23 protein-coding genes are annotated in these 26591 nt (G+C 73.6%); 5 read left to right on the top strand and 18 right to left on the bottom strand.

What is annotated here, in order from left to right; all coding sequences use genetic code 11:
• Positions 1 to 74: 74 nt before the first annotated feature.
• Entirely contained in the window at positions 75 to 1460 is a 1386-nt protein-coding gene (locus ACFUJ1_RS25415; RefSeq protein WP_378649469.1) for a class II 3-deoxy-7-phosphoheptulonate synthase, read from the top strand.
• Here the strand turns inward: ACFUJ1_RS25415 and pknB are convergent, their stop codons facing one another.
• Entirely contained in the window at positions 1461 to 3380 is a 1920-nt protein-coding gene (pknB, locus tag ACFUJ1_RS25410; RefSeq protein WP_378649467.1) for a Stk1 family PASTA domain-containing Ser/Thr kinase, read from the bottom strand. It lies immediately after the preceding gene.
• 159 nt (positions 3381 to 3539) lie between these two features.
• On the opposite strand from pknB, the gene ACFUJ1_RS25405 reads away from it, so the two are divergent.
• Positions 3540 to 3908 (top strand): Rv2175c family DNA-binding protein, encoded by a 369-nt coding sequence (locus ACFUJ1_RS25405; RefSeq protein ID WP_378649465.1) that lies wholly within the window; start codon positions 3540 to 3542, stop codon positions 3906 to 3908.
• Positions 3909 to 3937: 29 nt separating this feature from the next.
• Entirely contained in the window at positions 3938 to 4546 is a 609-nt protein-coding gene (locus ACFUJ1_RS25400; protein ID WP_378649463.1) for a hypothetical protein, read from the top strand.
• A 129-nt stretch (positions 4547 to 4675) separates the two neighbouring features.
• On the opposite strand, the gene ACFUJ1_RS25395 is transcribed toward ACFUJ1_RS25400, so the two are convergent.
• The 4 genes from ACFUJ1_RS25395 to ACFUJ1_RS25380 all read right to left on the bottom strand — a co-directional run bounded on the left by ACFUJ1_RS25395 (position 4676) and on the right by ACFUJ1_RS25380 (position 9768).
• The gene (locus tag ACFUJ1_RS25395; protein WP_378649461.1) at positions 4676 to 6283 is read right to left on the bottom strand and encodes an alpha-(1->6)-mannopyranosyltransferase A; all 1608 of its coding nucleotides are present in this window, start codon (positions 6281 to 6283) and stop codon (positions 4676 to 4678) included.
• A gap of 148 nt (positions 6284 to 6431) precedes the next feature.
• Positions 6432 to 8012, bottom strand: a complete 1581-nt coding sequence (gene crtI / locus ACFUJ1_RS25390) for a phytoene desaturase family protein (RefSeq protein ID WP_378649459.1) — start codon at positions 8010 to 8012, stop codon at positions 6432 to 6434.
• Positions 8009 to 8614: a hypothetical protein gene (locus ACFUJ1_RS25385; RefSeq protein WP_378649457.1), complete on the bottom strand. Its 606-nt coding sequence runs from the start codon at positions 8612 to 8614 to the stop codon at positions 8009 to 8011. The genes crtI and ACFUJ1_RS25385 overlap by 4 nt, the downstream gene beginning before the upstream one ends.
• Positions 8611 to 9768 (bottom strand): polyprenyl synthetase family protein, encoded by a 1158-nt coding sequence (locus ACFUJ1_RS25380; protein WP_378649586.1) that lies wholly within the window; start codon positions 9766 to 9768, stop codon positions 8611 to 8613. The genes ACFUJ1_RS25385 and ACFUJ1_RS25380 overlap by 4 nt, the downstream gene beginning before the upstream one ends.
• 195 nt (positions 9769 to 9963) lie before the next feature.
• On the opposite strand from ACFUJ1_RS25380, the gene ACFUJ1_RS25375 reads away from it, so the two are divergent.
• Complete coding sequence (locus tag ACFUJ1_RS25375) at positions 9964 to 10932, top strand: methylenetetrahydrofolate reductase (protein ID WP_378649455.1); 969 nt, start codon at positions 9964 to 9966, stop codon at positions 10930 to 10932.
• A gap of 164 nt (positions 10933 to 11096) precedes the next feature.
• Here the strand turns inward: ACFUJ1_RS25375 and ACFUJ1_RS25370 are convergent, their stop codons facing one another.
• From ACFUJ1_RS25370 to ACFUJ1_RS25320, 11 genes are all read right to left on the bottom strand, one after another.
• Positions 11097 to 12254, bottom strand: coding sequence for an LLM class flavin-dependent oxidoreductase (locus ACFUJ1_RS25370; protein ID WP_378649453.1), 1158 nt, complete (start codon positions 12252 to 12254; stop codon positions 11097 to 11099).
• Positions 12251 to 13066 (bottom strand): DUF1684 domain-containing protein, encoded by an 816-nt coding sequence (locus ACFUJ1_RS25365; RefSeq protein ID WP_378649451.1) that lies wholly within the window; start codon positions 13064 to 13066, stop codon positions 12251 to 12253. Before ACFUJ1_RS25365 ends, ACFUJ1_RS25370 begins: the two co-directional genes overlap by 4 nt.
• A complete protein-coding gene (locus ACFUJ1_RS25360) occupies positions 13063 to 14442 on the bottom strand; it encodes an NtaA/DmoA family FMN-dependent monooxygenase (RefSeq protein ID WP_378649449.1) in 1380 nt (459 codons plus the stop codon). The genes ACFUJ1_RS25365 and ACFUJ1_RS25360 overlap by 4 nt, the downstream gene beginning before the upstream one ends.
• The gene (locus tag ACFUJ1_RS25355; RefSeq protein WP_378649447.1) at positions 14439 to 15551 is read right to left on the bottom strand and encodes an LLM class flavin-dependent oxidoreductase; all 1113 of its coding nucleotides are present in this window, start codon (positions 15549 to 15551) and stop codon (positions 14439 to 14441) included. Before ACFUJ1_RS25355 ends, ACFUJ1_RS25360 begins: the two co-directional genes overlap by 4 nt.
• The gene (locus ACFUJ1_RS25350; RefSeq protein ID WP_378649445.1) at positions 15548 to 17242 is read right to left on the bottom strand and encodes a dipeptide ABC transporter ATP-binding protein; all 1695 of its coding nucleotides are present in this window, start codon (positions 17240 to 17242) and stop codon (positions 15548 to 15550) included. The genes ACFUJ1_RS25355 and ACFUJ1_RS25350 overlap by 4 nt, the downstream gene beginning before the upstream one ends.
• Positions 17239 to 18060 (bottom strand): ABC transporter permease, encoded by an 822-nt coding sequence (locus ACFUJ1_RS25345; protein ID WP_378649584.1) that lies wholly within the window; start codon positions 18058 to 18060, stop codon positions 17239 to 17241. The genes ACFUJ1_RS25350 and ACFUJ1_RS25345 overlap by 4 nt, the downstream gene beginning before the upstream one ends.
• A gap of 235 nt (positions 18061 to 18295) precedes the next feature.
• A complete protein-coding gene (locus ACFUJ1_RS25340; protein WP_378649443.1) occupies positions 18296 to 19282 on the bottom strand; it encodes an ABC transporter permease in 987 nt (328 codons plus the stop codon).
• A 2-nt stretch (positions 19283 to 19284) separates the two neighbouring features.
• Positions 19285 to 20937 carry an ABC transporter substrate-binding protein gene (locus ACFUJ1_RS25335; protein ID WP_378649441.1) on the bottom strand — a complete coding sequence of 551 codons (1653 nt, stop codon included), beginning with the start codon at positions 20935 to 20937 and terminating at the stop codon, positions 19285 to 19287.
• Positions 20934 to 21890 (bottom strand): ABC transporter substrate-binding protein, encoded by a 957-nt coding sequence (locus tag ACFUJ1_RS25330; RefSeq protein WP_378649439.1) that lies wholly within the window; start codon positions 21888 to 21890, stop codon positions 20934 to 20936. Before ACFUJ1_RS25330 ends, ACFUJ1_RS25335 begins: the two co-directional genes overlap by 4 nt.
• Positions 21887 to 22717, bottom strand: coding sequence for an amino acid ABC transporter ATP-binding protein (locus ACFUJ1_RS25325; protein WP_378649437.1), 831 nt, complete (start codon positions 22715 to 22717; stop codon positions 21887 to 21889). The genes ACFUJ1_RS25330 and ACFUJ1_RS25325 overlap by 4 nt, the downstream gene beginning before the upstream one ends.
• Positions 22714 to 23667 carry an amino acid ABC transporter permease gene (locus ACFUJ1_RS25320; protein ID WP_378649435.1) on the bottom strand — a complete coding sequence of 318 codons (954 nt, stop codon included), beginning with the start codon at positions 23665 to 23667 and terminating at the stop codon, positions 22714 to 22716. Before ACFUJ1_RS25320 ends, ACFUJ1_RS25325 begins: the two co-directional genes overlap by 4 nt.
• A 268-nt stretch (positions 23668 to 23935) precedes the next feature.
• On the opposite strand from ACFUJ1_RS25320, the gene ACFUJ1_RS25315 reads away from it, so the two are divergent.
• Positions 23936 to 24586, top strand: coding sequence for a hypothetical protein (locus tag ACFUJ1_RS25315; RefSeq protein WP_378649433.1), 651 nt, complete (start codon positions 23936 to 23938; stop codon positions 24584 to 24586).
• Here the strand turns inward: ACFUJ1_RS25315 and ACFUJ1_RS25310 are convergent.
• Together ACFUJ1_RS25310 and ACFUJ1_RS25305 are read right to left on the bottom strand one after the other, a co-directional pair.
• Positions 24570 to 25802: a glycosyltransferase gene (locus tag ACFUJ1_RS25310; RefSeq protein WP_378649431.1), complete on the bottom strand. Its 1233-nt coding sequence runs from the start codon at positions 25800 to 25802 to the stop codon at positions 24570 to 24572. The two genes, ACFUJ1_RS25315 and ACFUJ1_RS25310, sit on opposite strands and share 17 nt — an antisense overlap.
• Positions 25803 to 25807: 5 nt before the next feature.
• The gene (locus ACFUJ1_RS25305; RefSeq protein ID WP_378649582.1) at positions 25808 to 26500 is read right to left on the bottom strand and encodes an LppM family (lipo)protein; all 693 of its coding nucleotides are present in this window, start codon (positions 26498 to 26500) and stop codon (positions 25808 to 25810) included.
• Positions 26501 to 26591 lie beyond the last annotated feature (91 nt).

The raw sequence follows: 26591 nt of genomic DNA, 5'->3' as shown, positions 1-26591 counted from the left end.
CTCGGCTCGGTGGGCGCCGGGGATCGGCACCGCCCGTTCACCCTATGCGGTGCCGCGGTACGTATTCTGAACTGGTGAATTGGACCGTCGACGTACCGATCGACCGCTTGCCGGAACTGCCGCCGCTCCCCACCGAGCTGCGCAGCCGCCTGGACGCGGCGCTCGCGCGACCCGCGCTGCAGCAGCCGTCCTGGGATCCGGAGCAGGCCGCCACCATGCGCACCGTGCTGGAGAGCGTGCCGCCCATCTGCCTGCCCGCCGAGGTGGACGAGCTGCGCGAGCGGCTCGCCGAGGTGGCCCGCGGCGAGGCCTTCCTGATGCAGGGCGGCGACTGCGCGGAGACCTTCGCCGACAACACCGAGCCGCACATCCGCGGCAATATCCGCACCCTGCTGCAGATGGCCGTCGTGCTCACCTACGGCGCCAGCCTGCCGGTGGTGAAGGTGGCCAGGATCGCCGGGCAGTACGCCAAGCCGCGCTCGTCGGACACCGACGCGCTCGGCCTGACGTCGTACCGCGGCGACATGGTGAACTCGCTGGTCGCCGATCCGGCGCTGCGCGTGCACGACCCCTCCCGGCTGGTCCGCGCCTACGCCAACGCCAGCGCCGCGATGAACCTGGTGCGCGCGCTCACCGGCGCGGGCATGGCCGACCTGCACCGGGTGCACGACTGGAACCGCGACTTCGTCGCGCAGTCGCCCGCGGGCGCCAGGTACGAGGCGCTGGCCGAGGAGATCGACCGCGGGCTGCGCTTCATGACCGCCTGCCGGGTGAACGACCCGAGCCTGCAGCAGGCCAGGATCTACGCCAGCCACGAGGCGCTGGTCCTCGACTACGAGCGCGCGCTGCTGCGGCTGGCGGAGAACGCGGCGGGCGAGCCGGTGCTCTACGACCTCTCCGCGCACTTCCTGTGGATCGGCGAGCGCACCAGGCAGCTGGACGGCGCGCACATCGCGCTCGCCGAGCTGCTGGCGAACCCGATCGGCATCAAGATCGGCCCGAGCACGACGCCGGAGCTGGCGATCGAGTACGTCGAGCGGCTGGACCCGAACAACGAGCCCGGCAGGCTCACCATCGTCTCCCGCATGGGCAACAACCGGGTGCGCGACATCCTGCCGCCCATCGTGGAGAAGGTGCAGGCCACCGGACACCAGGTGATCTGGCAGTGCGACCCCATGCACGGCAACACCCACGAGGCCTCCACCGGCTTCAAGACCAGGCACTTCGACCGGATCGTCGACGAGGTGCAGGGCTTCTTCGAGGTGCACCGCGGGCTCGGCACGCACCCCGGCGGGCTGCACATCGAACTCACCGGCGAGGACGTCACCGAGTGCCTCGGCGGCGCCCAGGAGATCTCCGACCTGGATCTCTCCGGGCGCTACGAGACCGCCTGCGACCCGCGGCTCAACACCCAGCAGTCGCTGGAGCTGGCCTTCCTGGTCGCCGAGATGCTGCGGTAGCTACGGCAGCGCCGTGAGCGCGATCACAGAGCCCGCCTCCACGTTCGCGCCGACTCCCGGCGTCTGCCCGATCACCACCGACCCGTCCGACGGGGTCAGCTGCCGCACCTGCACCTGCAGCCCGAGCTGCTGCAGCTCGGCGCGGGCGTTGCCGACGCTCTGACCGACCACCAGCGGAATCCGCACCGCGTTGGAGACCAGCAGCACCACCGTGTCGCCGGACTGCAGCTGGGTGCCCGGCTGCGGGTCGGTGCCGATGGCCTTGCCGCCCTCGGTGCCGCGGTCGTACTGCTCCCTGGTCTCCGCGATCTCCAGCCCGGCCGCCTGCAGGATGCTCGCCGCCTCCTCGGTGCCGCGGCCGCTCACGTCCGGCACCTTGACCGGCGTCGAGCCGCGGCTCTTGAAGACTTTGACCTGCCCGCCGGTCGGCAGCACGGTGCCGGGCGCGGGCTCCACCCTGGCCAGCGTGCCCTTCGGCGCGCTGCTCCCGGCCTCGCCCGCGTCCACCGGGGTGAGCCCGGCATCGCGGATGGCGCGGTTGACCGCGGCGATGTCGGCCCCCGCGCTCGCCTCCGGCACCCGCGGCCTGCCGCTGGAGACCAGCACGCCGATGGTCGAGCCCTTGGTCACCTTCGCGCCCGCCGACGGGTCGCTGCCGACCACCCCGCCCACCGGGACGGTATCCGACGCCTTCTGCCTGATCTCGGTCTCGAACCCGGCCTCGGTGAGCGCGGCCACCGCGCGCTCGGTCGGCATCCCGGCAATGGCGGGCACCGACTCGTAGCGGCCTGCGCCGAACCACCAGCCGCCGACGCCGACCAGCAGGGTCAGCACCGCGACCAGCGCGACCCACAGCCACACCGTGTGCTTCCGGCGGTGCGGATCGGCCGCGTAGGGGTGCTGCTGCTCATAGGGGTCGTAGCGCTGCGGCTGCGGCAAACCCGGCTCGTAATGCACGGCGGTGCCGTGGTCGACCGGCCGCGCCGCGGTCTGCACCCTGGTGTGCTGCGGCTGCCGGGGCGGCGGTGGCGGGGGCGTCTCGGCCACGCGCCTGCTGGAGCTGGTGTGCTCGGCGGATTCCCGCGGGGCAGGCACCCGGTAGGCGGGCAGCGCCAGCGACGCCGCGATCCCGCGCAGCTCGGCGGCCATCTCGGCGGCGTCGGTGAAGCGGTGGCTCGGCTCGCGGGCGGTGGCGCGGGCGACCAGCGTGTCGAACTCGCGGGGGACGCCCTCGATGAAGGCGCTGGGCGGCGGCACGTCGTTCTCGATCCGCTGGTAGGCGATCGACAGCGAGGTGTCGCCGGTGAACGGCACCCGGCCGGTGAGCAGCTCGAAGATCAGGATGCCGAAGGCGTAGACATCCGAGCGGGCGTCCGCGGTGCCGCTGGTGACCTGCTCGGGGGAGAGGTAGGCGGCGGTGCCGAGGATGACGCTCGCCGAGGTGGTCGTCGCCGCGGCGACCGCGCGGACCAGGCCGAAGTCGGCGATCTTCACCTCGCCCGCGTCCGAGATGAGCACGTTCTCCGGCTTGATGTCGCGGTGCACCAGCCCGGCCCGGTGCGCGACGCCGACCGCGCCCAGCGCGGGCTCGGCCACCGCGCGCACCGCGTGCGGCGGCATCGGGCCGCGCTCGCGGAGCAGCTCGCGCAGCGTGCCGCCCTCGACCAGCTCCATGATCAGGAACGGGTGCTCGCCGTCGACGCCCTGGTCGTACACCGCGACCAGCGAGGGGTGCTTGAGCTTGGCCACCGAGCGCGCCTCGAACTCGAAGCGGGCGAGGAACTGCGGATCGGAGGCGAAGCGCGGATCCATCACCTTGATCGCGACCGGGCGGTCCAGCCGGGTGTCGACGCCGCGGAAGACCGTCGACATCCCGCCCCGGGCGATCGGCGCATCGATGCGATAACGCCCTTCGAGCATCTGGCCGATCACGTGTTCCTCCGGATTCCGAACGTCCACCCCTCGCGTGCCGCGCGGCGGGCGATGCGGCCGCCCGGTGCGGCCGCTGTCGATGGTATCGGCGCGACCGCGCCGGGTGGATCACGACGTGCGGGAACCGACCGTCTACCGTAGTTGCCCGTGAGTTCCTTTCCCTGCAGTCCGGATGTGCTTCCGGCCGACGTCGAGCTGCTGAACCTGCCCGATGTCGCCGAACAGCTCGGCATCCTGGTCACCCGGGTGCACCAGATGCTGCGCGACCACCAGTTGCTCGCCGTCCGCCGGGACGGCATCGCCGGAGTGCCCGCGCGGTTTCTCGACGCGGACGGCGCCGTCGTCAAGATGCTTCCCGGGGTGATCACCGTCATGCGGGACAGCAAGTACACCGATGAGGAGATCCTGGAGTGGGTCTTCACCGACGATCCGACGCTGCCCGGGAAGCCGGTCGATGCCCTGCACGGGGATCTGGCGCGTGAGGTCGTCCGCCGGGCCGCCGCGGACCCTTTCTGAGCGGATAGGTTCCCGGGGGAGGGACGAAGGTGGGGGAATCCGATGCCCGGCTCGGAGCGAGCGGCTTCACGCTCCGGGCCTGGGTCGACGAATCGATGCAGGCCGGTGCCACGGGTGTCGGCCTCTATCTGCTGGCCGCGGCGGTCACCGACCCGGCGAGTTGTGAACCGATGCGCGATCGGCTGCGCGCCCTGGTGCCGAAGGGAAAATCGCGCCTGCACTGGCGGGACGAGGACGACGGCCTGCGGAGGCGGATCGCCGATGCGGTGGCGGGCCTCGACCTGACCGCGCTTGTGGTAGTCGGGCAGGGCTATGTCGCGCGCAGGCAGGAGCGGGCGCGTCGCGTGTGCATGGAGCGGCTGTTCTTCGAATTGGAGAACATGGGGACGTCGTCCATCACGCTGGAGTCCAGGACGCCGTCGCTGAACGCGAAAGATCTGGCGATGGTGGCCGGGTTGCGCGGCCGGGGAAGCCTGAAGGGGGTCCGGGTGGAGTTCGGGCTGCCATCGGTGGAGCCGATGCTGTGGATTCCGGATGCCGTGGCGGGCGCGGTCGGGGCGGCGCGGTCCGGCCGGGACGGCACGGCCCGCGACCGGATGGCCGCCGTGGTCGAGGAGATCACCATCGTCGTCCGGTAAGCGGGTCCGGACAGCGCGAAGGCCGGGTCCCGTCGTCCGGCGGGGGTCCCGGCCTCACTTCCTCGCACCCCGCGGGGGGAGGCTGTAGCACCACTGTAGAAGAGCTTTGCCGTTCGAGCAAAGACCCACTCAGGTGCGGGCCGGGACGACGGTGGGGGTGGTGACGGGGGAGCGGGTGGAACGCAGGCGGAGCGGGTCGACGGTGCTCAGGGAGAGCGCGGCGACGACGGCGGCGAAGATGGCGAGCGCGACGTGCCAGAAGTTGTAGAGCCCGATTGAGCCGTCCGGTTGGAAGACCAGCATGAGCCAGGTGCAGAGTCCGACCAGCACCTGGAGGGTGCCGAGTGAGAGTGCGAAGCCCGCCGCGAGCGCCAGGGGCCAGGAGTAGTACCAGGGGAGCGCGGCGGGGGAGAGGATGACGATCGCGACGAAGGCGATCATGATCCCGGCGACCGCCTCGCGCTCGCTGTCCTTGAACCGCCACCAGGTCCAGACCAGCACCGCGAGCAGCGCCAGCATGCAGAGCAGCCGGGTGATGTCGAGCACCTGGCCGATCCGCAGCGGGGAGACCCAGGTGAGCGCGTGCGCCATGACGGTCGGCAGCGAGAGCCAGTTGATGATCTTCTTCGACCCGGAGAGCGCGGTGAGCCAGCCGATGCCGACCCCGGCCAGCGCGGAGGCGGCGACGAAGACGACGGCGAAGACGCCGAGCCCGAGCCCGGCGATCTTGGCGAACATGAGCGTGGGGTGCGGCAGCTCGGCGCTCTCGGAGTCGTCACCAGCGGCCCGCTGCGCTGCGCGCCGCTCGCGTTCGTGGATCATCCAGATCCAGACCAGGAAGGGCAGCGCGACGCCTGCGGTGGCCTTGATGGCGACGCCGATCGCCACCACCACGATCCCGGCGACGTGGTGCCGCTCCAGGACCAGCGCGATGGCGGCGCAGAGCAGCCCGACCATGAGCATCTCGTTGTGCACGCCGCCGATCAGGTGGATCAGCACCAGCGGGTTCAGCACCGCCAGCCAGAGCGCGACGGTCGGCTTGCCGCCGAGGTGCTTGGTCAGGTAGGGCACCGCCCACATCATCAACGCGAGGCCGGGCAGCATCACCAGCCGGAGCGCGATGGTGCCCGCGACCACGTTCTCCCCGGTCAGCATGGTGATCGCGCGGCCGAGGAGCAGGAAGATCGGGCCGTACGGGGCGGTGGTCGTCGTCCAGACCGGGCTCACGTTGTCCAGCAGCACGCCGGGGTTGGCGACCGGGCCGACCTGGTACGGGTCGAAGCCGTCGCGCAGCAGCGCGCCCTGCGCCAGGTACGAGTAGGCGTCCCGGCTGAACATGGGCACCGCGAAGAGCAGCGGGAAGATCCAGATCCCGACGATCGCGCGCAGCTCGTTCAGCGTCACCGTGGAGCGGACGCCGCCGGTGCCGAGCGTGGCCCGGCCCAGCCGCACCCAGCCGGTGATCATGAGCAGCACGCCGATCCAGATCAGGATGGTCGACAGCGCGTAGCCGTGGCCGAAGCGCAGCCAGGAGAGGTGCGCGGCCTCCAGCAGCGGATCCCGCTTGCGCACGCTCCCGGCGCCGAACCCGCCGAAGGTGATCAGGACCGCGCCTGCCAGCCCGAGCAGCGCGGCGTGCCCCTCGGGGCTGCGCAGGAAGTCGGCGGCCACCCGCACCCGCCCGCGCTGCTGCGCGGCGTCTGCGGCGGTGGTCACGGTGGAAAGCGTTTCGGTCATCGGTCTCGGGACGTGTCGGGGGAAGCCATCCGGAGCGGATCCCCCCGTCGTGGTCGGCGGTCGCAACCGCGGAGCGAATAGGTCTGCGCCGGCTTCACCGGTGGGCCGGCCGGTACGGCTGCCCAGTCTACGAGCCGTCCGGAGAACACTAACCCGCCGGTGCGCGGTGATCGAGCCGGGCGGGCGCCGCGGCCCCGGTGATCCGTTGCGCCGCGAGCTTTCCGGAGAGCAGCGCGGTGGGTACCCCGACGCCGGGCGTGGTGCCGCAGCCCGCCAGCACGACGTTGTCGTACCGGCGCGGCAGGTTCCGCGGGCGGAACGGCCCGGTCTGCCGGAAGAGGTGCGCCGCGGAGAACGGGCTCCCGGCCAGCATGCCGCGGGCCAGCCAGGTCGCCGGGGTGTCGAGGTGGTCGACGGCGAAGTGGCGGGAGATGCCGGTGTAGCCGCGGGTCTCCAGCAGCGCGAGCAGCTCGCGCAGGTACGCCGGGCCGAGCCGGTCCCAATCCAGCGGGGCCGCGGTGAGATTCGGGCACGGGGCGAGCAGCGAGAAGGGCTCGGCGGGGCCGTCCGGGCGCTGGATCAGCAGCGCGGGGTCGGTGAGCGCGGGGCGGGTGAGCAGCAGCGAGGGGTCGCTCATCAGCCTGCCCCGGCCGCGGCCCGCGGTGATCTCGGCGAAGGTGCGCTCCCAGGCGTCGCCGAAGTCGATGGTGTGGTGCGCCTGGATCGGCCAGCGCGCGGCGACCGCGGCGGGCACGGTGCCGTGCGCGACCACCGCCGACGGCGAGGCGCGCAGCCCCGGCCTGCGGCGCAGCCCGAAGCGGCCGAGCTCGCCGAGGTCGGCGGTGAGCACGACGGCGTCGCACTCCACCGCGCTGCCGTCGGCCAGCCGGACCGCGGTGGCGCGGCGGCCGCGGTACGTGACGCCCGCCGCCTCGGCGCCGAGCCGCATGGCACCGCCCGCCGCGGTGAAGGCACCCGCCATCGAGGCGGCGATGGCGCGCATGCCGCCCTCGGGGTAGAAGACGCCGAGCGAGGTGTCCATGTGCGGGATGGCGCCGTAGACGGCGAGCGCCTGCGCGGGCGCGGTGCCCGCGTACAGCGCCTGGAAGGTGAAGACCCTGGCGATCCGCGGGTCGCGGACGAACCCGGCCACCGCGGGGCCGAGCCTGCCGAAGCCGCCGAGCCGGAGCAGCCGCAGCAGCGCGGCGCGCTTGGCCGGGTAGCGGACCATGTCCAGCGCGGAGTCGAAGTTGGTGTCCATGAACTCGCCGTACTCGGCCCGGTAGATCCGGGCCAGCCAGGCGCGCAGGGCGCGGTAGCCGCGCGCCGCCTCCGGGCCGGCGAAGCGGTCGACCTCCGCGGCCATGGCGTCGGGGTCGGCGAAGACGCGCAGGTCGGCGCCGTCGGCGAAGCGGGCGTGGTAGCTGGGGGTGAGCGGGCGCAGCAGGAGCGGGGGGTCGGTGTGCTCCGGGGTGGCGCCGACCGCGGCGAGTGCCTCGGTGACCAGCTCGGGGAGGGTGAGCACGGTGGCGCCCGAGTCGATCTCGTAGTCCGGGCCCCGGTAGCGGCCGACCCGGCCGCCGGGATGGTCGGCGCGCTCCAGCACGGTGACCCGGTGGCCGGCGCCGGTCAGGTACAGCGCGGCGGCGAGACCGGCCAGGCCCGCGCCGACCACGACCACCCGTTCGGGGTGACCGGGGACGGTGGCGGGCGCCGGCCCGCGGCTCATGCGTCGAGCAGTTCGGCGATTCCCGCCAGGGTGCGGTCCTCGGCCTCGCGGTCGCGGGCGATCTGCAGGGCGCGGTACTCGATCTCGAACTCGTCGGGCTCCGGCTCGGGGCGGCGCTGGGTGACGCGCCGCTGCCGGGCGATCAGCGGGCGCGGCTCGTCGTCCTCCCGGACGAGGTCGGCGGCGTCGTACTCCGCGCCGGTCTCGAGTTCGGCCTCCGCCCCGGCGGTGTGCTCGGTGCCGGGTACGGCCGCGGCGTCCGGCTCGAGCGCGGTGCCGCGCTCGCGCGTGTCGTCGGCCTCGCCCTGCGTGGCGGTCTCGCGGCCGGCGGCCGGCTCACGGCCGGTGTCGTCCGTGCGGTCCCGGTCCGGGCCGGGCTCGAACCCGGCCTCCGGCTCGAACTCCGCGGCGGGGAAGCCGGCGGGGACGATCACGGTGCGCCTGCGGCGGCCGGTCGGGATGGTGCGCGGCGCGGGCAACCCGGCGCCGAGCACGACCCGGCGCTCGCCCGGCGTCGGGCCGGGCCTGCGGCTGCCCCGCGGTGCGGGCGGGCAGCTGCCGACGACGATCACTCGGTCCTGCGGGGCGACGAAGGCTCTCATAGGGCTCTCCTGGTGGCGGCCAGCGCCATCGCGCGCAACTGCGCTTTCGCGACGGGCTCGGCCGAGCTGGATTCGAGCGCGGCGAGGCCGCGCTCGGTGAGGTCGGTGATGCGGGTCTCCACGTCGTCGACCGCACCCAGGTCGACGAGCAGCTCCCGCAGTTGCGCCACCTCGCCGGCACCGAGGTCGGTGCCGATCCGGGAGCGCAGCAGTCGGGCGGCGGCCGGGTCGGTGGCGTCGGCGCGGCGCAGCGCCTCGGCCAGCAACACGGTGCGCTTGCCCTCGCGCAGATCGTCACCGGACGGCTTGCCGGTGACCTCGGGGTCGCCGAACACCCCGAGCAGGTCGTCGCGCAGCTGGAAGGCGACGCCGACGTCCTTGCCGAACGTCCGGTACGCCGCGACCAGCTCGGGGTCGGCGTCGGCCAGCGCCGCACCGAGGTGCAGCGGACGTTCGATGGTGTAGGCCGCGGTCTTGAACTCGCAGATGCGCAGCGCCGCCGCGACCGATTCGTCGCCGCCCGCCTCGCCCTGGATGTCGAGCAGCTGCCCGCCGAGCACCTCGGTGCGCATGCGCGCCCACACCGTGGCGAACCTGGCCAGCGCGGCCGGGTCGAGCCCGGCCCCGTTCACCATGTCGTCGGCCCAGGCCAGCGCGAGATCGCCGACCAGGATCGCCACCGAGACGCCGAAGTGCGCCGCGTCGCCGGTGAGCGCGCGCTCCCGGTGCCGCTGTTCGAAATCGACGTGCACGGTGGGGAACCGGCGCCTGGTCCGCGACGAATCGATGATGTCGTCGTGGATCAGCGCGCAGGCCTGCACCAGCTCCAGCGCCGCGCAGGCACGAAGCACCCGGGCGGCGTCGGGGCCGTCCGGGTCGCCGCCTGCCCCGAGCCAGCCGGTCCAGGCGAACGAGGGCCGCGTCCGCTTGCCGCCGCGCAGCACGAACTCGCGCAGCACGTCGGCGGATTCCACGAAGGGCGGGCCGAGCGGCTCGACCAGTGCCTTCCTGGTCTCGAAGAACTCGACCAGCGCGCCCTCGACGGCGGTGACGAAGGCGCGAAGTGCCCGCCGCGGATCGGGCGCGAGGGTGGCCGTCGCCGCGGCGGTGCGCCCGGTGGCGGCGGGCGACGGGGTGCCTGGTCCGGCGGACAGGGGAACCTCCCGGGATCGGTTCTCGGGGCCCGTGCGGGCACGACGACGTGCCCGCACAGGAGATGCTCGGGGCATGACAGCACGGCTCAATCGATGCACAGCCGTCTGCCGTAGGATACGCGCTCCCGTTCGCGCGCCGCACACCGCGGTGGCCGGGCGCCCCGGCGGGCGCGGCGCGGCCTCTACACTGGGCCGGTGACTGTGGACGATCTGGGGGGACGGCGCGCTTCGGGCACGCCGTCGGTGGTGCGGAGCCTGCGGACGCACGGGCAGCGGCTCGTCCCGTTCTCGGTGGAGTTCAACCCGCCGCGGGACGCGGCGGCGGAGGCGCGGCTGTGGCGCACGGTGCGCGAGTTCGAGCGGATGCACCCGGCCTTCGTCTCCATGACCTACGGGGCGGGCGGTACCACGCGGGATCGCACGGTCCGGGTCACCGGGCAGCTGGCGGGGGAGACCACGTTGCTCCCGGTGGCACACCTGACCGCGGTCTCGCACAGCGTCGCCGAGCTGCGCGCGCTGGTCGGCTCGTACGCTGACGCCGGAATCTGCAATGTGCTCGTGCTGCGCGGCGATCCGCCCGGTGACCCGCTCGGCGACTGGGTGCGGCACCCGGACGGCGTCGAGTACGCCGAGGAGCTGGTCCGGATCGTGCGCGACCTCGGCGATTTCCACGTCGGGGTGGCGTCGTTCCCGGAGGGGCACCACCGGTCGCCGGATCTGGACCACGACACCAGGCACCTGGCCGCCAAGCTGCGGGCCGGGGCCGAGTACTCGATCACGCAGATGTTCTTCGACGTCGAGCACTACCTGCGGCTGCGCGACCGGCTGGTGGCGCTCGACCCCGAGCAGGGTGCGAAGCCGATCATCCCTGAGCTCATGCCGATCACCTCGCTGCGCACCGTGCGCCGGGCCGAGGAGCTGTGCGGGCGGCCGCTGCCCGCTGCCGTCGTCGACCGGCTGACCGCCGCGGCCGGGGACGGCCCGGAGGAGGATCGGGCCGCCGTCCGGGCCGCCGGGATCGAGATCGCCACCGAGATGGCGCAGCGGTTGATCGACGAGGGTGCGCCCTGCCTGCACTTCATCACGCTGAACTTCGCCAAGGCGACGACCGAGGTGCTGACGAACCTCGGGTACGGCGTGACGGCCGCGCCGGTCCCGGCGTAGGGATGTCCGGCTCCCGCCGAGGGAGCCGGGTCGGGCCGACAGGGGCGCGCGCACGAGGTCGTCGCGGGTTGGCCCGTTCCAGGCCGGCGGACGTAGTGGCCCGGCGGCGCCGAACGGGTGCCCCGTGCCGCCGCGAGCCGGATGGTGGCGAGCGGCGGCGCTGGTCAGGCCGCGCCGGAGTGCGCGGTGTCGAGTTGTTCGTCGCGGGCGGCCCATGCCTCGGCGAGCAGGCGGTGCGACTCCAGGCGGTGCCGGTGGTCGAAGGCGATCGTGGTGGCGAGGACCTCGTTGGCGTTGCTGACGCGGCGCAGGGCGGCGAGGCGGGCGGCGACGTCGTCGGGGGTGCCGACGAAGCGGGTGGCGAGCCGGTCCTCGACCAGCCGCTCCTGCTCCTCGGTGAGCTCGGGCACCGAATCCGGGGCGAGGTAGTCGGCGGCGCCCGCGCCGGTCCGGATGCTGTGCACCCAGTGCCCGTACCCGCGGGCCCGGTACTCCGCCGTCTCCGCGTCCGGCCCGACCAGCACGTCGGCGGAGATCACCGCGTACGGCTCGGCCAGCACCGCCGACGGCCGGAAGGCGGCCCGGTAGGCGGCGATGGCGTCCAGCGCGGTGCCCGGCGCGACGTGGTAGGCCGCCGCGAAGGGCAGTCCGAGCCGCCCGGCCAGCTCCGCGCTCTCCCCGGCCGAGCTGCCGAAGATCCACAGCTTCACCTGCGCACCCTCGCCGGGCACGGCGTGCAACTCGACCCCGTCGCCGGTGACGAAGCTACCGTCCAGCAGCCCGCGGATCTGCTCGACCTGCTCCGGGAAGTCCAGCGGCTGCGCGCCGGGCAGCTGCAGCGCCTGCAGCGCGGCGACGAAGCGCGAGCGGTCGGTGATCCGCCCCGGGTCGAACGGCGGCGGCACCACGATGCCGTCGCGCACCTCGGTGCCGCGCGGCACCGGCGGCTTGGACGGCTTGCCCGCCTCCGAGCCGAACTGCGCCTTCCGGTGCCCGGAGCGCCCGATGCCGAGATCGAGCCGGTCCGGGTACAGCGCGTCGATGGTGCCGAACGCCTCCACCACCGAGGCCGAGGTGTGGTGCCCGACCTGCACCGCGGCGGTGCCGACCCGGATCCGCTCGGTGGCAGCGGCGACCAGCCCGAGCAGCGTCACCGACGACGAGCTCGCCACCCGCACGAAGTGGTGCTCGGCCAGCCAGTACCGGTGGTACCCCCACTGCTCGGCCTGTCGCGCGAGGTCGACGGTGTCGCGCAGCGCCTGCGCCGCGCTGCTCCCCGCGCTGATCGGCGCGAGATCCAGGATGGAAAGCGGGACACTCATGAGTTCTGCTCCGTCCGCGGATCCTGCTCGCCCGCTTCGATCGCCACCCGCAGCCGGTTCCGCTCCGGGGCGACCGGGCAGGTCGCGTAGGCGGTGAACGCGCAGGGCAGGTTGGTGGCCCGGTTGAAGTCGAGCACCACCGAGCCGTCCGCCGCCGGGGCCGCGATGCTCAACGCCCGCGCGCCGGGGTAGCTGGTGATGCCGCTGGTGGCGTCGGTGAAGAGCACCCGCAGGTCGTCACCGGCGCCGAAGGCGACCAGCTGCTCGGTGACCCCGTTCAGCTCGAACTCGACGGTGCCGACGGCGCTGTGCCTGTGCTCCAGCCCGGCGACCACCGCGCCGGTGGTGACCGTCTCCGGCTCGGCGAACCGGGTGAACCGGCCCGCCAGCACCCACTCGGCGGCGGGCGGGTAGGACGGGATGTCACGGAAGGTGACCAGCGCGGGCGAGGCCGGGTCGTGCACCCGGACCGCGTACTGCCCGGTGCGCCGGATGACCTCCAGCACCCGGTCGTCGTGGCGAACGGTGATCCCTGGCGCGCCCTCGGCCGGGCGCACGATGTGCACGCCCGCGACCCGGGTGCCCTCGTGATCCAGCCGGTCGCCGGGGCGGGCGGTGATGAAGACCTTGTCGTCGGTCACCCACCAGGTGCCGGGGATGCCGTCGATGCGTTCGGGGGCGTCGGTGAGCCAGTGCAGCGCGGTCAGGCTCAGAAAGCCGAGCGGATCGCGCAGGCGGTCGACGCGCGCGTGGTGCCAGCGCTCCCACTCGCGGGCGAAGTGGGTGGCCGAATCGGTGGTGACGGCGGTCATGACGCGCGGACTCCTTCGCTGCGGTGTTCGGAAACAGAAGATCGCTCGGCCGGATGGGCGAGCCCGAGGTGCTCGCGCAGGGTGCTGCCGGTGTACTCGGTGCGGAAGCTGCCGCGCTCCTGCAGCTCGGGCACCACCCGGTCGACGAATTCGTCGAGGCCGTGCGGGGTCAGGTGCGGGACGAGGATGAAGCCGTCCGAGGCGTCGGTCTGCACGTAGGTGTCGATCTGCTCGGCGACGCCCGCCGGGGTGCCGACGAACTGCTGCCGCGAGGTGACCTCGATGACCAGCTGCCGGATGCTGAGCTTCTCCGCCTCGGCCTTGGCCCGCCACTCGGCGGCGACGGCGAGCGGGTCCTTGCGGTGCCGCACCCTGCCGCGGGTGATGGTGACGTCGCCGGAGGGCTCGAGCTCGGGCAGCGGCCCCTCCGGGTCGTAGCCGGAGAGGTCGCGGCCCCAGATCTGCTCCAGGAAGGAGATCGCGGTCTGCGGGCTCACCTGCTGCAACCGGATCTGCGCCGCGCGCTCGTGCGCCTCGGCCTCGGTGTCGCCGAGCACGAAGGTGGCGGCGGGCAGGATCTTGAGTTCGTCGCGGTCGCGGCCGTACTTGGCGAGCCGGTCCTTGACGTTCGCGTAGAAAGCCCGGCCCGCCTCCAGCGTGCCGTGCCCGGTGAAGATGGCATCCGCCGAGCGGGCGCCGAACTCGCGGCCGCCGTCCGAGTCGCCCGCCTGCAGCAGCACCGGGTGCCCCTGCGGGCTCGGCGGGAGCACGAACCGGCCGGTGAAGTCGACGTGCTCGCCGTGGAACGCGGTCTCCGGCACGTCGCGGGCGAAGACGCCCGCTTCCCGGTCGACCACCAGCGCGTCCGCGGGCCAGGCGTCCCAGAGCGCGCGGGCGGCGTCGATCACCTCGGCGGCGCGCTCGTAGCGCTGCTCGTAGTCCAGGTAGCCGCCGCGCCGGAAGTTCTCTCCGGTGAAGGCGTCCGACGAGGTCACGATGTTCCAGGCGGCCCGGCCGCCGGAGAGGTGGTCCAGCGAGGCGAACTGCTTGGCCAGCTCGAACGGCTCGTTGAAGGTGCTGTTGATGGTGCCTGCCAGCCCGAGCTTCTCGGTGACGCCCGCCAGCGCGTCCAGCACGGTGAAGGTGTCCGGGCGGCCGACCACGTCCAGGTCGTGGATCTTGCCGAGGTGCTCGCGCAGCCGCAGCCCCTCGGCGAGGAAGAAGAAGTCGAAGAGGCCGCGCTCGGCGGTCTCCGCCAGGTGCCGGAAGGAGGCGAAGTCGACCTGGCTGCCGGACTCCGGGTCGCTCCAGACCGTGGTGTTGTTGACGCCGGGGAAGTGCGCCGCCAGGTGCACCTGCTTCTTCCTGCTGGTCATAGGGGTGCTCCTCCGAGTGCGTAGCGGCTCGCCGGGCGTTCCAGTCCGAGGCGGTCGCGCAGGGTGCTGCCGGAATCCGGTGGGGTGTGGCCGAGCCTGCCGAGCGCGGGCAGCGCGGCGGGGAGGGCGAGCGGGCGCAGCACGATGCCGTCGACCGCGCCCGCGAGCGCGACCAGGGTGGCGCGCAGGGTGTCGGTGGTGCCGATGTGGGCGGTGCCGGTCTCGGCGGGGAACCAGCCGTTCAGCTCGGCCACCTCGGCCTCGGCCGCCTCGACGGTCGCGCCCAGGTGGATGTCGAGGTCGGCGAGGACGAACACCTGCTCGGGGTCGCGGCCCGCGGCGGCGACGGCGGCCCGCAGCTGATCCCGCCGCGCCGCCAGCGCCCCCGGCTCGGCGGCGGCCACCCGGATCAGGTCGGCGCGGCGTACCGCGACCGCGGTGGCCGGGTCGCCCGCGGTGCCCGCCCTGACCGCGACGACGGGCTGACCCTGCGGCGAGCGCGGGGTGATGGAAGGCCCCTTGACGGAGAAGTTGTCACCGGCGAAGTCGATGTAGTGCAGCTTCTCCCGGTCGATGAAGCGGCCGGTGGGGATATCGCGGATCTCCGCGTCGTCCTCCCAGCTGTCCCAGAGCCGGACCGTGACCTCGATCGCCTCGTCCGCCTCGTGCCAGAGCGCGGGGTCGTCCTGCTCCGGTTTGCGGCCGAAGGCGGCGGCCTGCTCGGCGCCGGGCGAGACGGCGACCTCCCAGCCGGCCCGGCCGAGGCTCGCGTAGTCGAGCGCCTGGATGGACTTGGACACGTGGAACGGCTCGGTGTGCGTCACCGCGGCCTGCGGGAGCAGCCCGATCCGGGCCGTGCGGGCGGCGACCCGCGCGGCGATGGCGACCGCGTCCAGCCTGCCGCGGGTGACGCCGGGGCCGCCCTGCTGCAGGGCGAAGGAGTCGGGAAGGAAGAGCAGGTCGACGCCTGCCCCCTCCAGCGCGGCCACCGCGTCGGCCCAGTAGCCGCCGGTGAAGAGCTCCTCGGCGCGCGAGTCGGGGCGGCGCCAGGACGCCGGGTGGATACCGGTACCGGAGGCCTCCACTCCCAGCAGGAAGGGAATGCTCACAGTGTCTCCTTTTCCGGGCTCGGGAGCCCTGCGTGACCTGCCGTCCCCCGGTTCGATCCGGGCCCGGCGGACAGCCCCTGTCGCGGCCGCGGCACCGCGGCCAGCAGCTCGCGGGTGTACTCGTGCTCCGGGGCGGCGAAGATGTCCGCGGTGCGGCCGGTCTCGACGATCCGGCCGTTCCGCAGCACCGCCACCCGGTCGCTGATCCGGCGCACCACCGCGAGGTCGTGCGAGATGAAGAGGTAGGCGAGGCCGAGCCGCTGCTGCAGCTCGTCCAGCAGCGCCAGGATCTGCGCCTGCACCGAGGCGTCCAGCGCGGAGACCGGCTCGTCGAGCACGAGCAGCTCCGGGTGCAGCGCGAGGGCGCGCGCGATGGCGACCCGCTGCCGCTGCCCGCCGGAGAGCTCGGCCGGGCGCCGGCGGGCGAAGCCGGAGCCCAGCCCGACCTGCTCCAGCAGCTCACCGACCCGCGCGGTGCGCGCCGCCCGATCGCCGGTGCGGTACGCGCGCAGCGGCTCGGCCACGATGTCGGCCACCCGCTGCCTCGGGTCGAGCGAGCCGTACGGATTTTGGTACACGATCTGGAAACGCCTGCGCAGCTCGCGTAATTTCCGGCCGCGCAGCGCGGTGAGCGGCTGCCCGTCGAATTCGACGCTGCCCGCGTCCGGGTCGGTGAGCCGCAGCGCCAGCCGCGCGGTGGTCGACTTGCCCGAGCCGGACTCGCCGACCAGCGCCAGCGTCTCGCCGCGGTCCAGCTCCAGCGAGACCCCGTCCACCGCGGTCAGTGCGGCGCCGCCGAGCCGGAATCGCTTGCGCAGCTCGGTGATCCGCAGCAGCGGGAGCTCCGCGCGCGCCCGCTCCGCGCGGCCGGGACCCGCCGCGGCCAGCCCGGGGGAGGAGTCGAGCAGCTCCCGGGTGTACGGGTGCTCCGGCGCGGTGAGCAGCCGCGCGGTCGGCCCCTCCTCGACCACGGCGCCGTTCCGCAGCACGACCAGGCGGTCCGCGCGCTCGGCGGCCGTGGCCAGGTCGTGGGTGATGAGCAGCACGGCCGCGCCGCGGGCCGCGGTGCGCTCGGTGAGCCGGTCCAGCACCCGGCGTGCGACGGTGGCGTCCAGCGCGCTGGTCGGCTCGTCGGCGATCACCAGGTCGGGGGAGCAGGCCAGCGCGGTCGCGATCAGCACTCGCTGCCGCTGGCCGCCGGAGAGCTGGTGCGGGTACTGCTTCGCCCGGTCCGCCGGGCGGTCCAGCCCGGCCTCGCCGAGCAGCTCGACCGCGCGCGCGGGGGCGTCGCGGCGGGTCGCCCTGCCGTGCACCAGCAGCGCCTCGGCCACCTGGACGCCGATGCGCTGCACCGGGTTCAGCGAGAGCCCTGGATCCTGCGGCACGAAACCGATGCGCGCGCCGCGCAGTTCGTTCAGGGCCCGTTCGGAGGTGTGGTCGACCGGCTCGCCGTCGAACTCGACGGCGCCGCCGTCGATCTCGGCGCTCTCCGGGAGCAGCCCGATCACCGCCTGCGCCAGCGTCGACTTGCCCGAGCCGGACTCGCCGACCAGCGCGACCACCTCGCCGGGGTTGATCTCCAGCGAGATGCCGTCCAGCGCGGTCACCGGCCCGTCGCCGGTGCGGTAGCGGACGCGGAGGTCGGTGACGCGCAGCAGCGCGGTGCGGACGGGTTCGGCGACGGCGGTCATGGGGTGTCCTGCCTGCTCAGGGCGCGCCCGGCCTGCTGCGCGGCGAGCACGACCGCCACGATCACCAGCCCGGGGATGGTGGTCATCCACCAGGCGGTGGCGAGGAAGTTGCGGCCCTCGGAGATGAGCGAGCCCCACTCCGGGTCCGGCGGCTCGGCGCCGTACCCGAGGAAGCTCAGCGCCGAGACGGCGAGCACCGCCATCCCGAACTCCACCGTGGCCAGCGCGAGCACCGGCTGGTAGGAGTTCGGCAGCACGTGCCTGGCCAGGTTGGTGTACCAGCGCACCCCGGAGGCGTGCGCCGCCTCCACGTAGTCGGCGTGCCGCACCCGCAGCACCTCCGAGCGCATCACCCTGGCGAAGTTGGCGACCAGCGAGATGCCGACGGCGATCGCCACGTTCCGCGTCCCGAAGCCGAGCGCGGTGACCAGGGCCAGCGCCAGCAGTAGCTGCGGGATGGAGAGCAGCACGTCGACCACCCGCATGACGGCTGCGTCCACGATGCCGCCCGCCGCGCCCGCGATCAGCCCGAGCAGGGTGCCCGCGACCAGCGCGATCCCCACCGCGAGCAGCGTCGCGGAGAGCGAGGCGGCGGCGCCGTGCACCATCCGGGTGTAGAGGTCGCGGCCCAGGTTGTCGGTGCCGAACCAGTGTGCCGCGCTCGGCGCGCTGAACTTCTCCCTCGGGACGCCGGTCAGCGGGTCGCCGCTCGCGAAGAACGAGGGGACGACCGCCCAGCCGACGACGATCAGCAGTACCAGCACCGAGAGCACCAGCGGAATCCGCCCGCGCAGCGCGCGAGCGGCCCGCCGCGCCAGGTGTCCGCGTGCGGGGGTCGAGGCGTCGCCGCGCCGACCGGCGCCGGGCAGCCTCGCCGCTGCGCCGTCGGCGCGCTCCGCGGCCGAATCGCCCGCTCCGGCGGCGGTCGAACCATCCGCCCCTGCGGCCGAACCATCCGCTCCGGCGGCTGCCGAGCCCCCCGCCCGGCCGGGCCCCGCACCGCTTGCCCCTGCCGCCGGGCCGGTACCCCCGCCCCCGCCCTGCTTGAGCAGCTCAACCACGGGCAGCCACCTCCTCGAGCGCGTCGCCCGCCCGCTCCCGCTCGCCGACCGTCGCGATCCGCGGGTCGAGCAGCGGGTAGAGCAGGTCGACGGCCAGGTTCACGACGACGAAGACCAGCGCGGTGACCAGCACGATCCCCTGCACCACCGGGATGTCCTGGGCCAGCACCGAGGTCTGGGTGAGCCGGCCGAGCCCCGGCCGGGCGAAGACCGTCTCCACCACCACCGAGCCGGCCAGCATGGTGCCGACCAGCACCCCGGCGATGGTGAGCGCGGGCACCGCGGCGGGCCGGGTGACGTGCCGCCACTGCACCCGGCTCCTGGAGGCGCCCTTGGCCAGCGCGACCGCGGTGAACGGTTGCCGCCACGTGGTGGCGAACCCGGCCGCGAGCACCTGCGCGATCACCGCGCCGATCGGCAGCGCCAGGGTGATCGCGGGCAGGATGGTGCCGCGCAGCCCGGAGCCGCCGAAGGCGGGTGCCAAGTGCAGCCGGAACGAGAAGACCTGCAGCAGGAGCAGCCCGGTCCAGAAGGTCGGCACCGCCACCGCGATCGGCGGCAGCGCGAGCAGCGCGGTGCGCAGCCGCGGCAGCCGGGTCGTGCTCGCCGCGACCGCAACGGCGATCCCGCCCGCCAGCGCGAGCAGCAGCGCGAAGGAGGCCAGCGCCAGCGTGGATGGCAGTACCTCCACGATGGCGCGCGTGACCGGCTGGCCGGTCGCCACCGAGCGGCCGAAGTCGCCGTGCAGCGCGTTCCAGAGCGCGTCCAGGTACTGCTGCCAGAGCGGCTTGTCCAGGCCGTAGCGGGCGCGCAGCTCCGCGATGGCGGCGGCGTCGACCGGGGTGTTGGCCGCGCCGCCGTCGGCCGCGATCGCCACCGGGTCGGCGGGCAGCAGGTAGAGCACGACGAAGGAGACCGTGAACGTCGCCCACAGCACCCACACCGCCTGCAGCAGCCGCATGCCCAGATAGCGGATCACGGTCAGCGCCCGCTCAGCCAGGTGTCGAAGAACTGCAGCCGCGCCGACGCCTCGAACTTCAGGTCGTTGGTGTCCGGCCCGGCCCCGATCGCCTGCGACAGCTCGACCGTGGGAATCCACAGCCCGGCGTCGAACACCTGCCCCTGTGCGGTGCGGATGAGCTCGGCGCGGGCGGTGGTGTCGACCGTGCGCAGCTGGGCGTCGAGGGTCTGGTCCAGCGCGGGCACGGCGGCCCTGCGGTTCAGGTTGCGGCCCTCCAGCCCGAAGGTGGCGCGCAGGATGTCGCCGTCGGCCCTGGTCGAGTTGTAGTAGATCGAGTCGAAGTCGCCGGAGTTCTGCCGCGCCGTGTACTCGCCCGCCGAGACCAGCTCCAGCCGCAGGTCCACGCCGACCTGGCGCAGCTGCTGCTGCACCAGCTCCAGGATCGCCTGGTTGCCCGCGAAGACCTGGCTGAAGGTGACGCCGAAGCTGAGCCGCTCGCCGTCCTTGGCCCGGATCCCGTCCGCGCCCGGCACCCAGCCCGCCTTGTCCAGCGCGGCCTTCGTCGCCGCCTGGTCGAACTTCAACCGGGCGGAGAGATCCTGGTAGCCGGGGGTTTTCGCGCCGAGCACGCTGGTCGCCGGGGCGAACTGCGGGCCGAGCACGGTGTCGATCAGCTCCTGCCGATCGATCGCGGTCAGCAGCGCGGTGCGCACCGCGGGGTCGCGCAGCGGGCCGCGGGTCACGTTGGGCTGCAGCCCGAACACGATGCCCGGGTTGGCGGTGGTGAGCACGCTGCCGCCGGTGGCCTCGATCTGCGGGGCGTCCTGCGGCAGCGCGTCGCTCACCGCGTCCAGCTGGTCGGAGGAGAGGCTGCCGGTGCGTACCCCGGACTCCGGGACCACGGTGAACTCGATCCGGTCCAGGTAGGCCTCGCCCTCGTGCCCGAACACCGCCGAGCCCCAGGCGTATCCGGCCCGCTTGACCAGCGTCGCGGAGACGTTCTGGGTGTAGGAGGCGTAGCTGAACGGCCCGCTGCCGATGATCTTCTCGCCCTGGCAGCGCTCCTCGGCCGATGCCGCGTTGGTGGCGTCCGAGAGGATGCCGAGCTGCGAGGTCGACGAGGCCTGCAGGAACTGGGCATTGGGCCGGTCGAAGGCGATCCGCGCGGTCCGCGGGTCGACGACGGTGGTCCCGGTGTAGCCGGTCAGGTAGCTGGCGGCCAGCGGCGCCTTCGCCCCGCCGAGCTTGCCGACGGCGTCGAGGGTGCGCTTGACCGAGTCCGCGGTGACCGGGCTGCCGTCGCTGAAGGTCGCGTTGTCGGCCAGCGTGAAGGTGAAGGTGGTGGCGTCGGGGGAGATCTCCCAGCGCTGTGCCAGCCACGGCTTCAGCTCGCCGGTCTTCGGGTCCTGGTCGGTCAGCGAGTCGACGACCTGCCTGGTCACGTAGATCGTCTGGTTGCTGCCCGCCTGGGCCGGGTCCGCGCAGGTGGGGGCCTGGGACAGGCCGTAGCGCAGGGTCCCGCCCGGCTGCGGCGGCCCGGCGTCGCCGCCGGAACCGCCGGTGTCGCCGCCGCAGCCGGCCAGCACGGCGGTGGCCGCGGCGGTGGCGGCGAGCGCGGCGAGGGGACGGCGGTAACGAATCACAGTGCTGCTCCGGTTGTCTCGACGGTTCATTTCTTCTTCGGCAGGCCGGGCGGGTTGATCCGCGAGTCGGGCAGTGCCTCGGTCTGCAGCGACCAGCGGTCGATCACCTTGCGGTAGCTGCCGTCCGCGATCACGTGCTGCAGCGCCTTGTGCACCGCGCCGATCAGGCCGTTGTCCTTGCGGGTCAGCACCGCGATCTCGCCCTGCAGCTGCTCGCCCGCGCCGGAGAAGGTGGCGACGATCTTCGACTCCTTCGTGGTGGCGGAGTGGTAGATCGCGGTCGGGTTCGGGCCGATGTAGCCGTCCAGCCTGCCGGAGGCGAGCGCCAGGTAGTAGTCGCTGGTCTGCTGGAAGTAGGCGATATCGATGGGGGCCAGCCCCTCCGCCCGGTTCTGCTCGTTCCACTTCACCAGCAGCTGCTCCTGGTTGGTGCCGGTGCCGACGCCGATCCGCTTGCCCGCCAGGCTGGTCCGGTCCTTGTACTCCAGGCCGCCGTCGGCCGGCACCTCCAGCGCGACGTTGTCCTGCCGGTAGGTGGCGAAGTCGTACTTCTCCTTGCGCTCCTCGGTGACGGTGACGTTGCTGATGAAGACGTCCACCTCACCCGAGTCGACCCGGACGAAGTTGTTCGACCAGTCCGCGACCTGGATCTCCAGCTTCAGCCCGAGCGTGTCCGCGACCAGCTGCGCGAAGTCGACCTCGGAGCCGACAACGGTCTTGTCGTCGGTGGCGTAGAAGCGCAGCGGCGGAGCGGTGCCCGACGAGCCGGTGACCACCAGCGTGCCGCGGTCGCGGATCGCCTGCGGCACCAGCGCCGCGATCTCGTCCACCTTCGGCACCCGGACCCGGCCCTCCTGGGCGGGCGAGAGATCGAAGACGACGCCGTCGGCGGTCGTTACCTGGTCGTCCTGCTCCGGGCTGCCGCAGCCGGTGACCAGCAGGGTCACGGCGGCGACGACGCCGGCGAGGGCGGTGAGCTTCATCGGGTACCTGTTCGGATCGGGGCGCCCGGCTCCGGGCGCTCGTCGGGCTGGGGCTGCCGGTCGGCGGCCCGGAAGCGGGCGAGGAAAGCCCGGGTGCGGGGGTGTTCGGGGGCGTCGAGGACCTGCGCGGGCGGGCCCTGCTCGACCACGACGCCGTCGTCCAGGAAGACAACGGTGTCGGCGATCTCGCGGGCGAAGGCGATCTCGTGCGTCACGATGACCAGCGCGGTGCCGCCGTGCGCGAGGTCGCGGATCACCGCGAGCACCTCGCCGACCAGCTCGGGGTCGAGCGCGGAGGTCGGCTCGTCGAAGAGGATCACCGGCGGCCGCAGCGCCAGCGCGCGGGCGATCGCCACCCGCTGCTGCTGGCCGCCGGAGAGCCGGCGCGGGTAGGCGTCGGCGAAGCCGCCGATCCCGACCCGCTCCAGCAGCTTCCGCGCCTCGGCCTCCACCTCGGCGCGCGGCCGGTGCTGCGCGGTGCGCGGCGCGAGCGTGACGTTGTCCAGCACGGTGAGGTGGCCGAAGAGGTTGAACTGCTGGAAGACGAAGCCGATCCGGGAGCGCTGCTTTCGCACCTCGCGGTCCGGCAGCGCGTGCAGCTTGCCGCCGCGCAGCTTGTAGCCGATGAGCTCGCCCGCCACGTGCACGGTGCCCGCGTCCAGCGGCTCCAGGTGGTTGAGCACCCGCAGCAGCGTCGACTTGCCCGAGCCGGACGGCCCGATCACCGCGACGACCTCGCCGGGGCGCACGGTGAGATCGATCCCGCGCAGCACCGGGGTGGCGCCGAAACTCTTGCGTACGCCGCGCAGTTCGACCGCGGCGGTCATCGGGTGGCCCCGTGCGGGACGTTGGTGGTGGCCTCGCGCAGCACCGCGCGCACCCGCTGCAGCGGGGTCGGCGGCAGCTCGCGGGTGGCCCCCTTGGCGTAGTGCCGCTCCAGGTAGTACTGGACCACCGAGAGCACCGTGGTGAGCACCACGTACCAGACGGTGGCAACCATGAGCAGCGGTACCACCCGGCCGTTCCGGCCGAAGATCACCTGGACCTGGTAGAAGAGCTCGGCGATCGCCATCACCGAGACGATCGAGGTGCCCTTGAACAGGCTGATCACCTCGTTGGTCGCGTTCGGCAGGATCGAGCGCATGGCCTGCGGCGCGAGCACCGTCCAGAACTGCCGCCAGCGCGGGATGCCGAGCGCCGCCGAGGCTTCCAGCTGCCCGGGGTCCACCGCGAGGTAGCCCGCCCTGATGATCTCGGCGCCGTAGGCGGCCTGGTGCAGCGCCAGCCCGATCACCGCGGCGGTGAAGCCGCTGATCACGCCGTTGACCTCGAAGTCGAGGAAGGCGGGGCCGAACGGGATGCCCACCGAGAGGCGCTTGTAGAGGTAGGCGATGTTGAACCAGAAGAGCAGCTGCACGATCAGCGGGATCGAGCGGAAGGCCCAGACGTAGGTCCACGCGATCACCTGCAGCACCGGGTTGTTCGAGAGCCGCCCGATGGCGACCAGGGTGCCGAGCAGGAAGCCGAGCACGGTGCCCCAGAGCGTGAGCTCGATGGTGAGTTTCAGCGCGGCGAGCACCGAGTCGGCGGCGAAGTACTGCGCGAAGGTCGGCCAGTCCCAGCCCGGGTTGGTGACCAGGCCGTGCGCGAACTGCGCCACCACCACCAGCGCGGCGATCGCGACCACCCAGCGCCACGGGTGGTACTGCCTGGCGACGGCGGGCAGCTTCGGGTCGGCCTGCTGCCCCGGTGGCGCCGCGGCGACGGACGCACTCATCGCGGGGTCCTCATGTGTCGTTCCTCCATCGGTCCCGGCGGTAGCTCGAGCCGAGTCATCATGCGAGCCGGTGGCGGGGGCGGCCAAGGGTAGAAATCAGCGTGAACGGAGTCCTTTGACTTTGCTTCGGGGCTGCGGAGAATGTGGGGGCCGAGGGGAGACGTGCGCCCGCCTCCCGATTGCTAATCGTTTGCTCGGCGCGGTTGTCGCAGTTCTTTTCGATAGCCGGGTACCGTCCGGGGCCTCACCGACGATGAGGAGTCCCGCCATGCGCCTGCCGACCCGTTTGCTCGCCCGCGGTGCCGCTGTCGCCGCGCTCACCCTCGCGCTGGCCGGGACCCAGGGGCCGGCCGGTGCCGCGCCCGTCCCGGGCGACCCGCTCGCCGCCTACCGCTCGATCGTCGAGACGCTCGGTGCGCTCGGCGTCCAGCCGTTCCTGTACCCCACCGCGGCGCCGTTCTGCGCCGACGGCGCGCCGCTCGGCCTGGTGCCCGCGGTGGCGGGCGCGGTGCCCGGCCCGTGGCCCGGCGCGCTGCTCCCCGTCCCCGGGCTCGATCAGGCCGCGGTGCGCGCGGGCCAGGTCATGTTCACCTTCCTGCCCGCGGGCATCGCCGACGGCTCCGGCATGCAGGTGCTCTGGTTCAACACCTCGACCGGCCGCGGCGGCAGCGCCGCCATGGGCTCGCTCGGCGACGTCGCGGCCGGACTGCTCCCCGCCGGCCTCCCACCCGAACTGCGCGCCATCGCCGAAGCCGCCGTCCGTGACTTCCTGACCAGTGCGATCCCGGTGGGCGGCGTCCGCGCGGTCCCCGTCGACACCGGCCGCGGCACCGTCCTCGCCGCCGTCTTCGGCTCGGTCCGCAACGGCGACACCTCCTGCTTCTTCCTCCCCACGGTCGGGATCACGAACGTTCCGTGAGGGTGCGGTCCTTCCAGCGCAGGGTGTTGCGGGCCTTGGCGCGGTGCGAGCGGATCGAGAGTCGCGTGTAGGCGGTGACGGCCACGGGGTGCGCGAGGGCGGAGAGGGTGTCGGGTGCGGTGGGGCGGCGGCCGGTGTCGATGGCACGGGCGAGGAGGCGGGCGGTGACGGCGGCGGCGTAGCCGGCGATGCCCGCGCGGCGGGTGCGGCCGCGGCCGAGGAGGGCGGCGAGCGGGGGGAGGGTGTAGGTGAGGGTGGTGACGGCGGCGACGGCGACGGCGGCGGTGCGGGAGCCGCCGTAGGCGGACCAGAGCCAGCGGGTGTAGCCCGCGTCCAGGGCGGCGGCATCGCGGTACATGCGGGTGCGGGCGTGCGGGCCCGCGGCGGCGACGGCGGTGCGGTGACCGGCCCGGCGGACGGCGCGGGCCAGGTCGATGTCCTCGGTGGCGCTGGCGGCGACCACCTCGTGGCCGCCCGCGGCCCGGTAGGCGGCGGTGTCCATGACCAGGAACTGGCCGCAGCCGAGCGCGGTCGAGGTGCGCAGGCCGCGCTCGGAGAGCCGGACCGGCAGCGTCGACGCCCACGACCAGACCAGCAGCGGCTGCAGCAGCGCCTCGTAGCAGGAGCCGGCCAGCTGGTGCGGCCACGGGGAGAGCAGGCCGAGGCCGTCGGCGCGCAGCGCGGTCACCGCGGCGGCGACGGCGCCGGGGGCGAGCCGCACGTCGGCGTCCAGGAAGACGAGCACGGGGGAGTCGGCGAGTTCGGCGAGGCGGGCGCAGGCGGCGGCCTTGCCGGTCCAGCCGGGCGGGGGTTCGCGGTCGGAGCGCAGCACGGTGATCCGCGGATCGCCCTGCGCCGCGCGGCGGGCCGCCTCCTCGGTGCCGTCGGTGGAGGCGTCGTCCAGGATCAGCACCCGCAGGCGGGGCACGCCGGTCTGCGCGCGCAGGTCGGTGACGAGCCGGGGGAGCAGGGTGACCTCGTCGCGGGCCGGGACGCACACCGTCACCGGCTCCAGCACGGCCGCGCCCGGCGGCGGGAGCCTGCGCACGGTCAGCAGGTTGTACCCGGCGAGCACCGCGCTCAGCCCGGCCAGCGCCGAGCCCGCCCGCACCACGGTGACCGCGCGGACACGCGGAAGAGCGCGGCGCACGGCGCCGCCCGGCCGTGCGATACCCGGTGCGCCGCGCCACGCCCGCGCGGCAGCGCGAAAGCTCATTCCGCTCAGCGGTTCCCGCGCACCGAACTCCACCAGCGGCCGGGGGTGAACCCCTTCGGCGCCCCGGGAACCGGCGGATTGCGATCCAGGTACGCCACCGCGGCCACCATGGCGGCGACGGCCAGCGTGATGCCGCCCATGATCCCGGCCCAGCCGGCGAACGAGCGGGTGTTCGGGTCGGCGTAGCTCACCTCGGCGCGCAGCGTGGAGACGTCACCGGCGGGGAGCTTCCAGGAGACCACGTCGTCGCCCTCGCGATTGCCGTTGGTCTTGGCGACCCTGGCCGGAAAGGCGACGGTGAACTGCACGTCGGAGCCGTGCGGCGGCAGCGTCTTGAGGTCGACCCGGCCGAGCAGGCTGACCAGGTCGCCGGTCCGGGTGAACTGCAGCTGGAACATGCCCTGGGTCTGCTCGGAGAGCCCGGAGAGCTGCTGCACCTCGCCGAACGAGAGATCGTCGAAGAACACCTGGCTGCCGACGTACCCGTCCTGGGTGTACGCCTCGACCCGGAGCTTGCCCGCGAGCGTTTCCGGCGTGGTGAGCTGCGGGCCCTTGTCGCCCGGCTCGACCGGGACGACCGCGGCCACGATCCGGCCGGAGACCCGGTCGTTGGAGGAGACGCCCATCGAGACCTGCGCGCGCAGGCAGCCTGCCAGCGCCGGGACCAGCAGGGTGGCCAGCAGCAGGGCGCCGATCACCCGGGTCCGGGCGACCCGGGAGCGGAGGACGGCGCGGAACCCGTGCGGAGGCTCCGGGCGGGCCGGAGCGACGGGCACGACGGAGCGGGGA

It is taken from the genome of Nocardia sp. NPDC057227, assembly GCF_042669725.1.
Lineage (GTDB): Bacteria > Actinomycetota > Actinomycetes > Mycobacteriales > Mycobacteriaceae > Nocardia > Nocardia asteroides_A.
This window is presented reverse-complemented; position numbering and strand designations above follow the sequence as displayed.

Excerpts from the sequence above, each read along its gene's own strand:
- pknB (WP_378649467.1), bottom strand. The coding sequence starts at position 3,380 with ATGCTCGAAGGGCGTTATCGCATCGATGCGCCGATCGCCCGGGGCGGG.
- ACFUJ1_RS25395 (WP_378649461.1), bottom strand. The coding sequence starts at position 6,283 with ATGACCGAAACGCTTTCCACCGTGACCACCGCCGCAGACGCCGCGCAG.
- crtI (WP_378649459.1), bottom strand. The coding sequence starts at position 8,012 with ATGAGCCGCGGGCCGGCGCCCGCCACCGTCCCCGGTCACCCCGAACGG.
- ACFUJ1_RS25385 (WP_378649457.1), bottom strand. The coding sequence starts at position 8,614 with ATGAGAGCCTTCGTCGCCCCGCAGGACCGAGTGATCGTCGTCGGCAGC.
- ACFUJ1_RS25370 (WP_378649453.1), bottom strand. The coding sequence starts at position 12,254 with ATGAGTGTCCCGCTTTCCATCCTGGATCTCGCGCCGATCAGCGCGGGG.
- ACFUJ1_RS25365 (WP_378649451.1), bottom strand. The coding sequence starts at position 13,066 with ATGACCGCCGTCACCACCGATTCGGCCACCCACTTCGCCCGCGAGTGG.
- ACFUJ1_RS25360 (WP_378649449.1), bottom strand. The coding sequence starts at position 14,442 with ATGACCAGCAGGAAGAAGCAGGTGCACCTGGCGGCGCACTTCCCCGGC.
- ACFUJ1_RS25350 (WP_378649445.1), bottom strand. The coding sequence starts at position 17,242 with ATGACCGCCGTCGCCGAACCCGTCCGCACCGCGCTGCTGCGCGTCACC.
- ACFUJ1_RS25335 (WP_378649441.1), bottom strand. The coding sequence starts at position 20,937 with ATGAACCGTCGAGACAACCGGAGCAGCACTGTGATTCGTTACCGCCGT.
- ACFUJ1_RS25330 (WP_378649439.1), bottom strand. The coding sequence starts at position 21,890 with ATGAAGCTCACCGCCCTCGCCGGCGTCGTCGCCGCCGTGACCCTGCTG.
- ACFUJ1_RS25325 (WP_378649437.1), bottom strand. The coding sequence starts at position 22,717 with ATGACCGCCGCGGTCGAACTGCGCGGCGTACGCAAGAGTTTCGGCGCC.
- ACFUJ1_RS25320 (WP_378649435.1), bottom strand. The coding sequence starts at position 23,667 with ATGAGTGCGTCCGTCGCCGCGGCGCCACCGGGGCAGCAGGCCGACCCG.
- ACFUJ1_RS25315 (WP_378649433.1), top strand. The coding sequence starts at position 23,936 with ATGCGCCTGCCGACCCGTTTGCTCGCCCGCGGTGCCGCTGTCGCCGCG.
- ACFUJ1_RS25310 (WP_378649431.1), bottom strand. The coding sequence starts at position 25,802 with ATGAGCTTTCGCGCTGCCGCGCGGGCGTGGCGCGGCGCACCGGGTATC.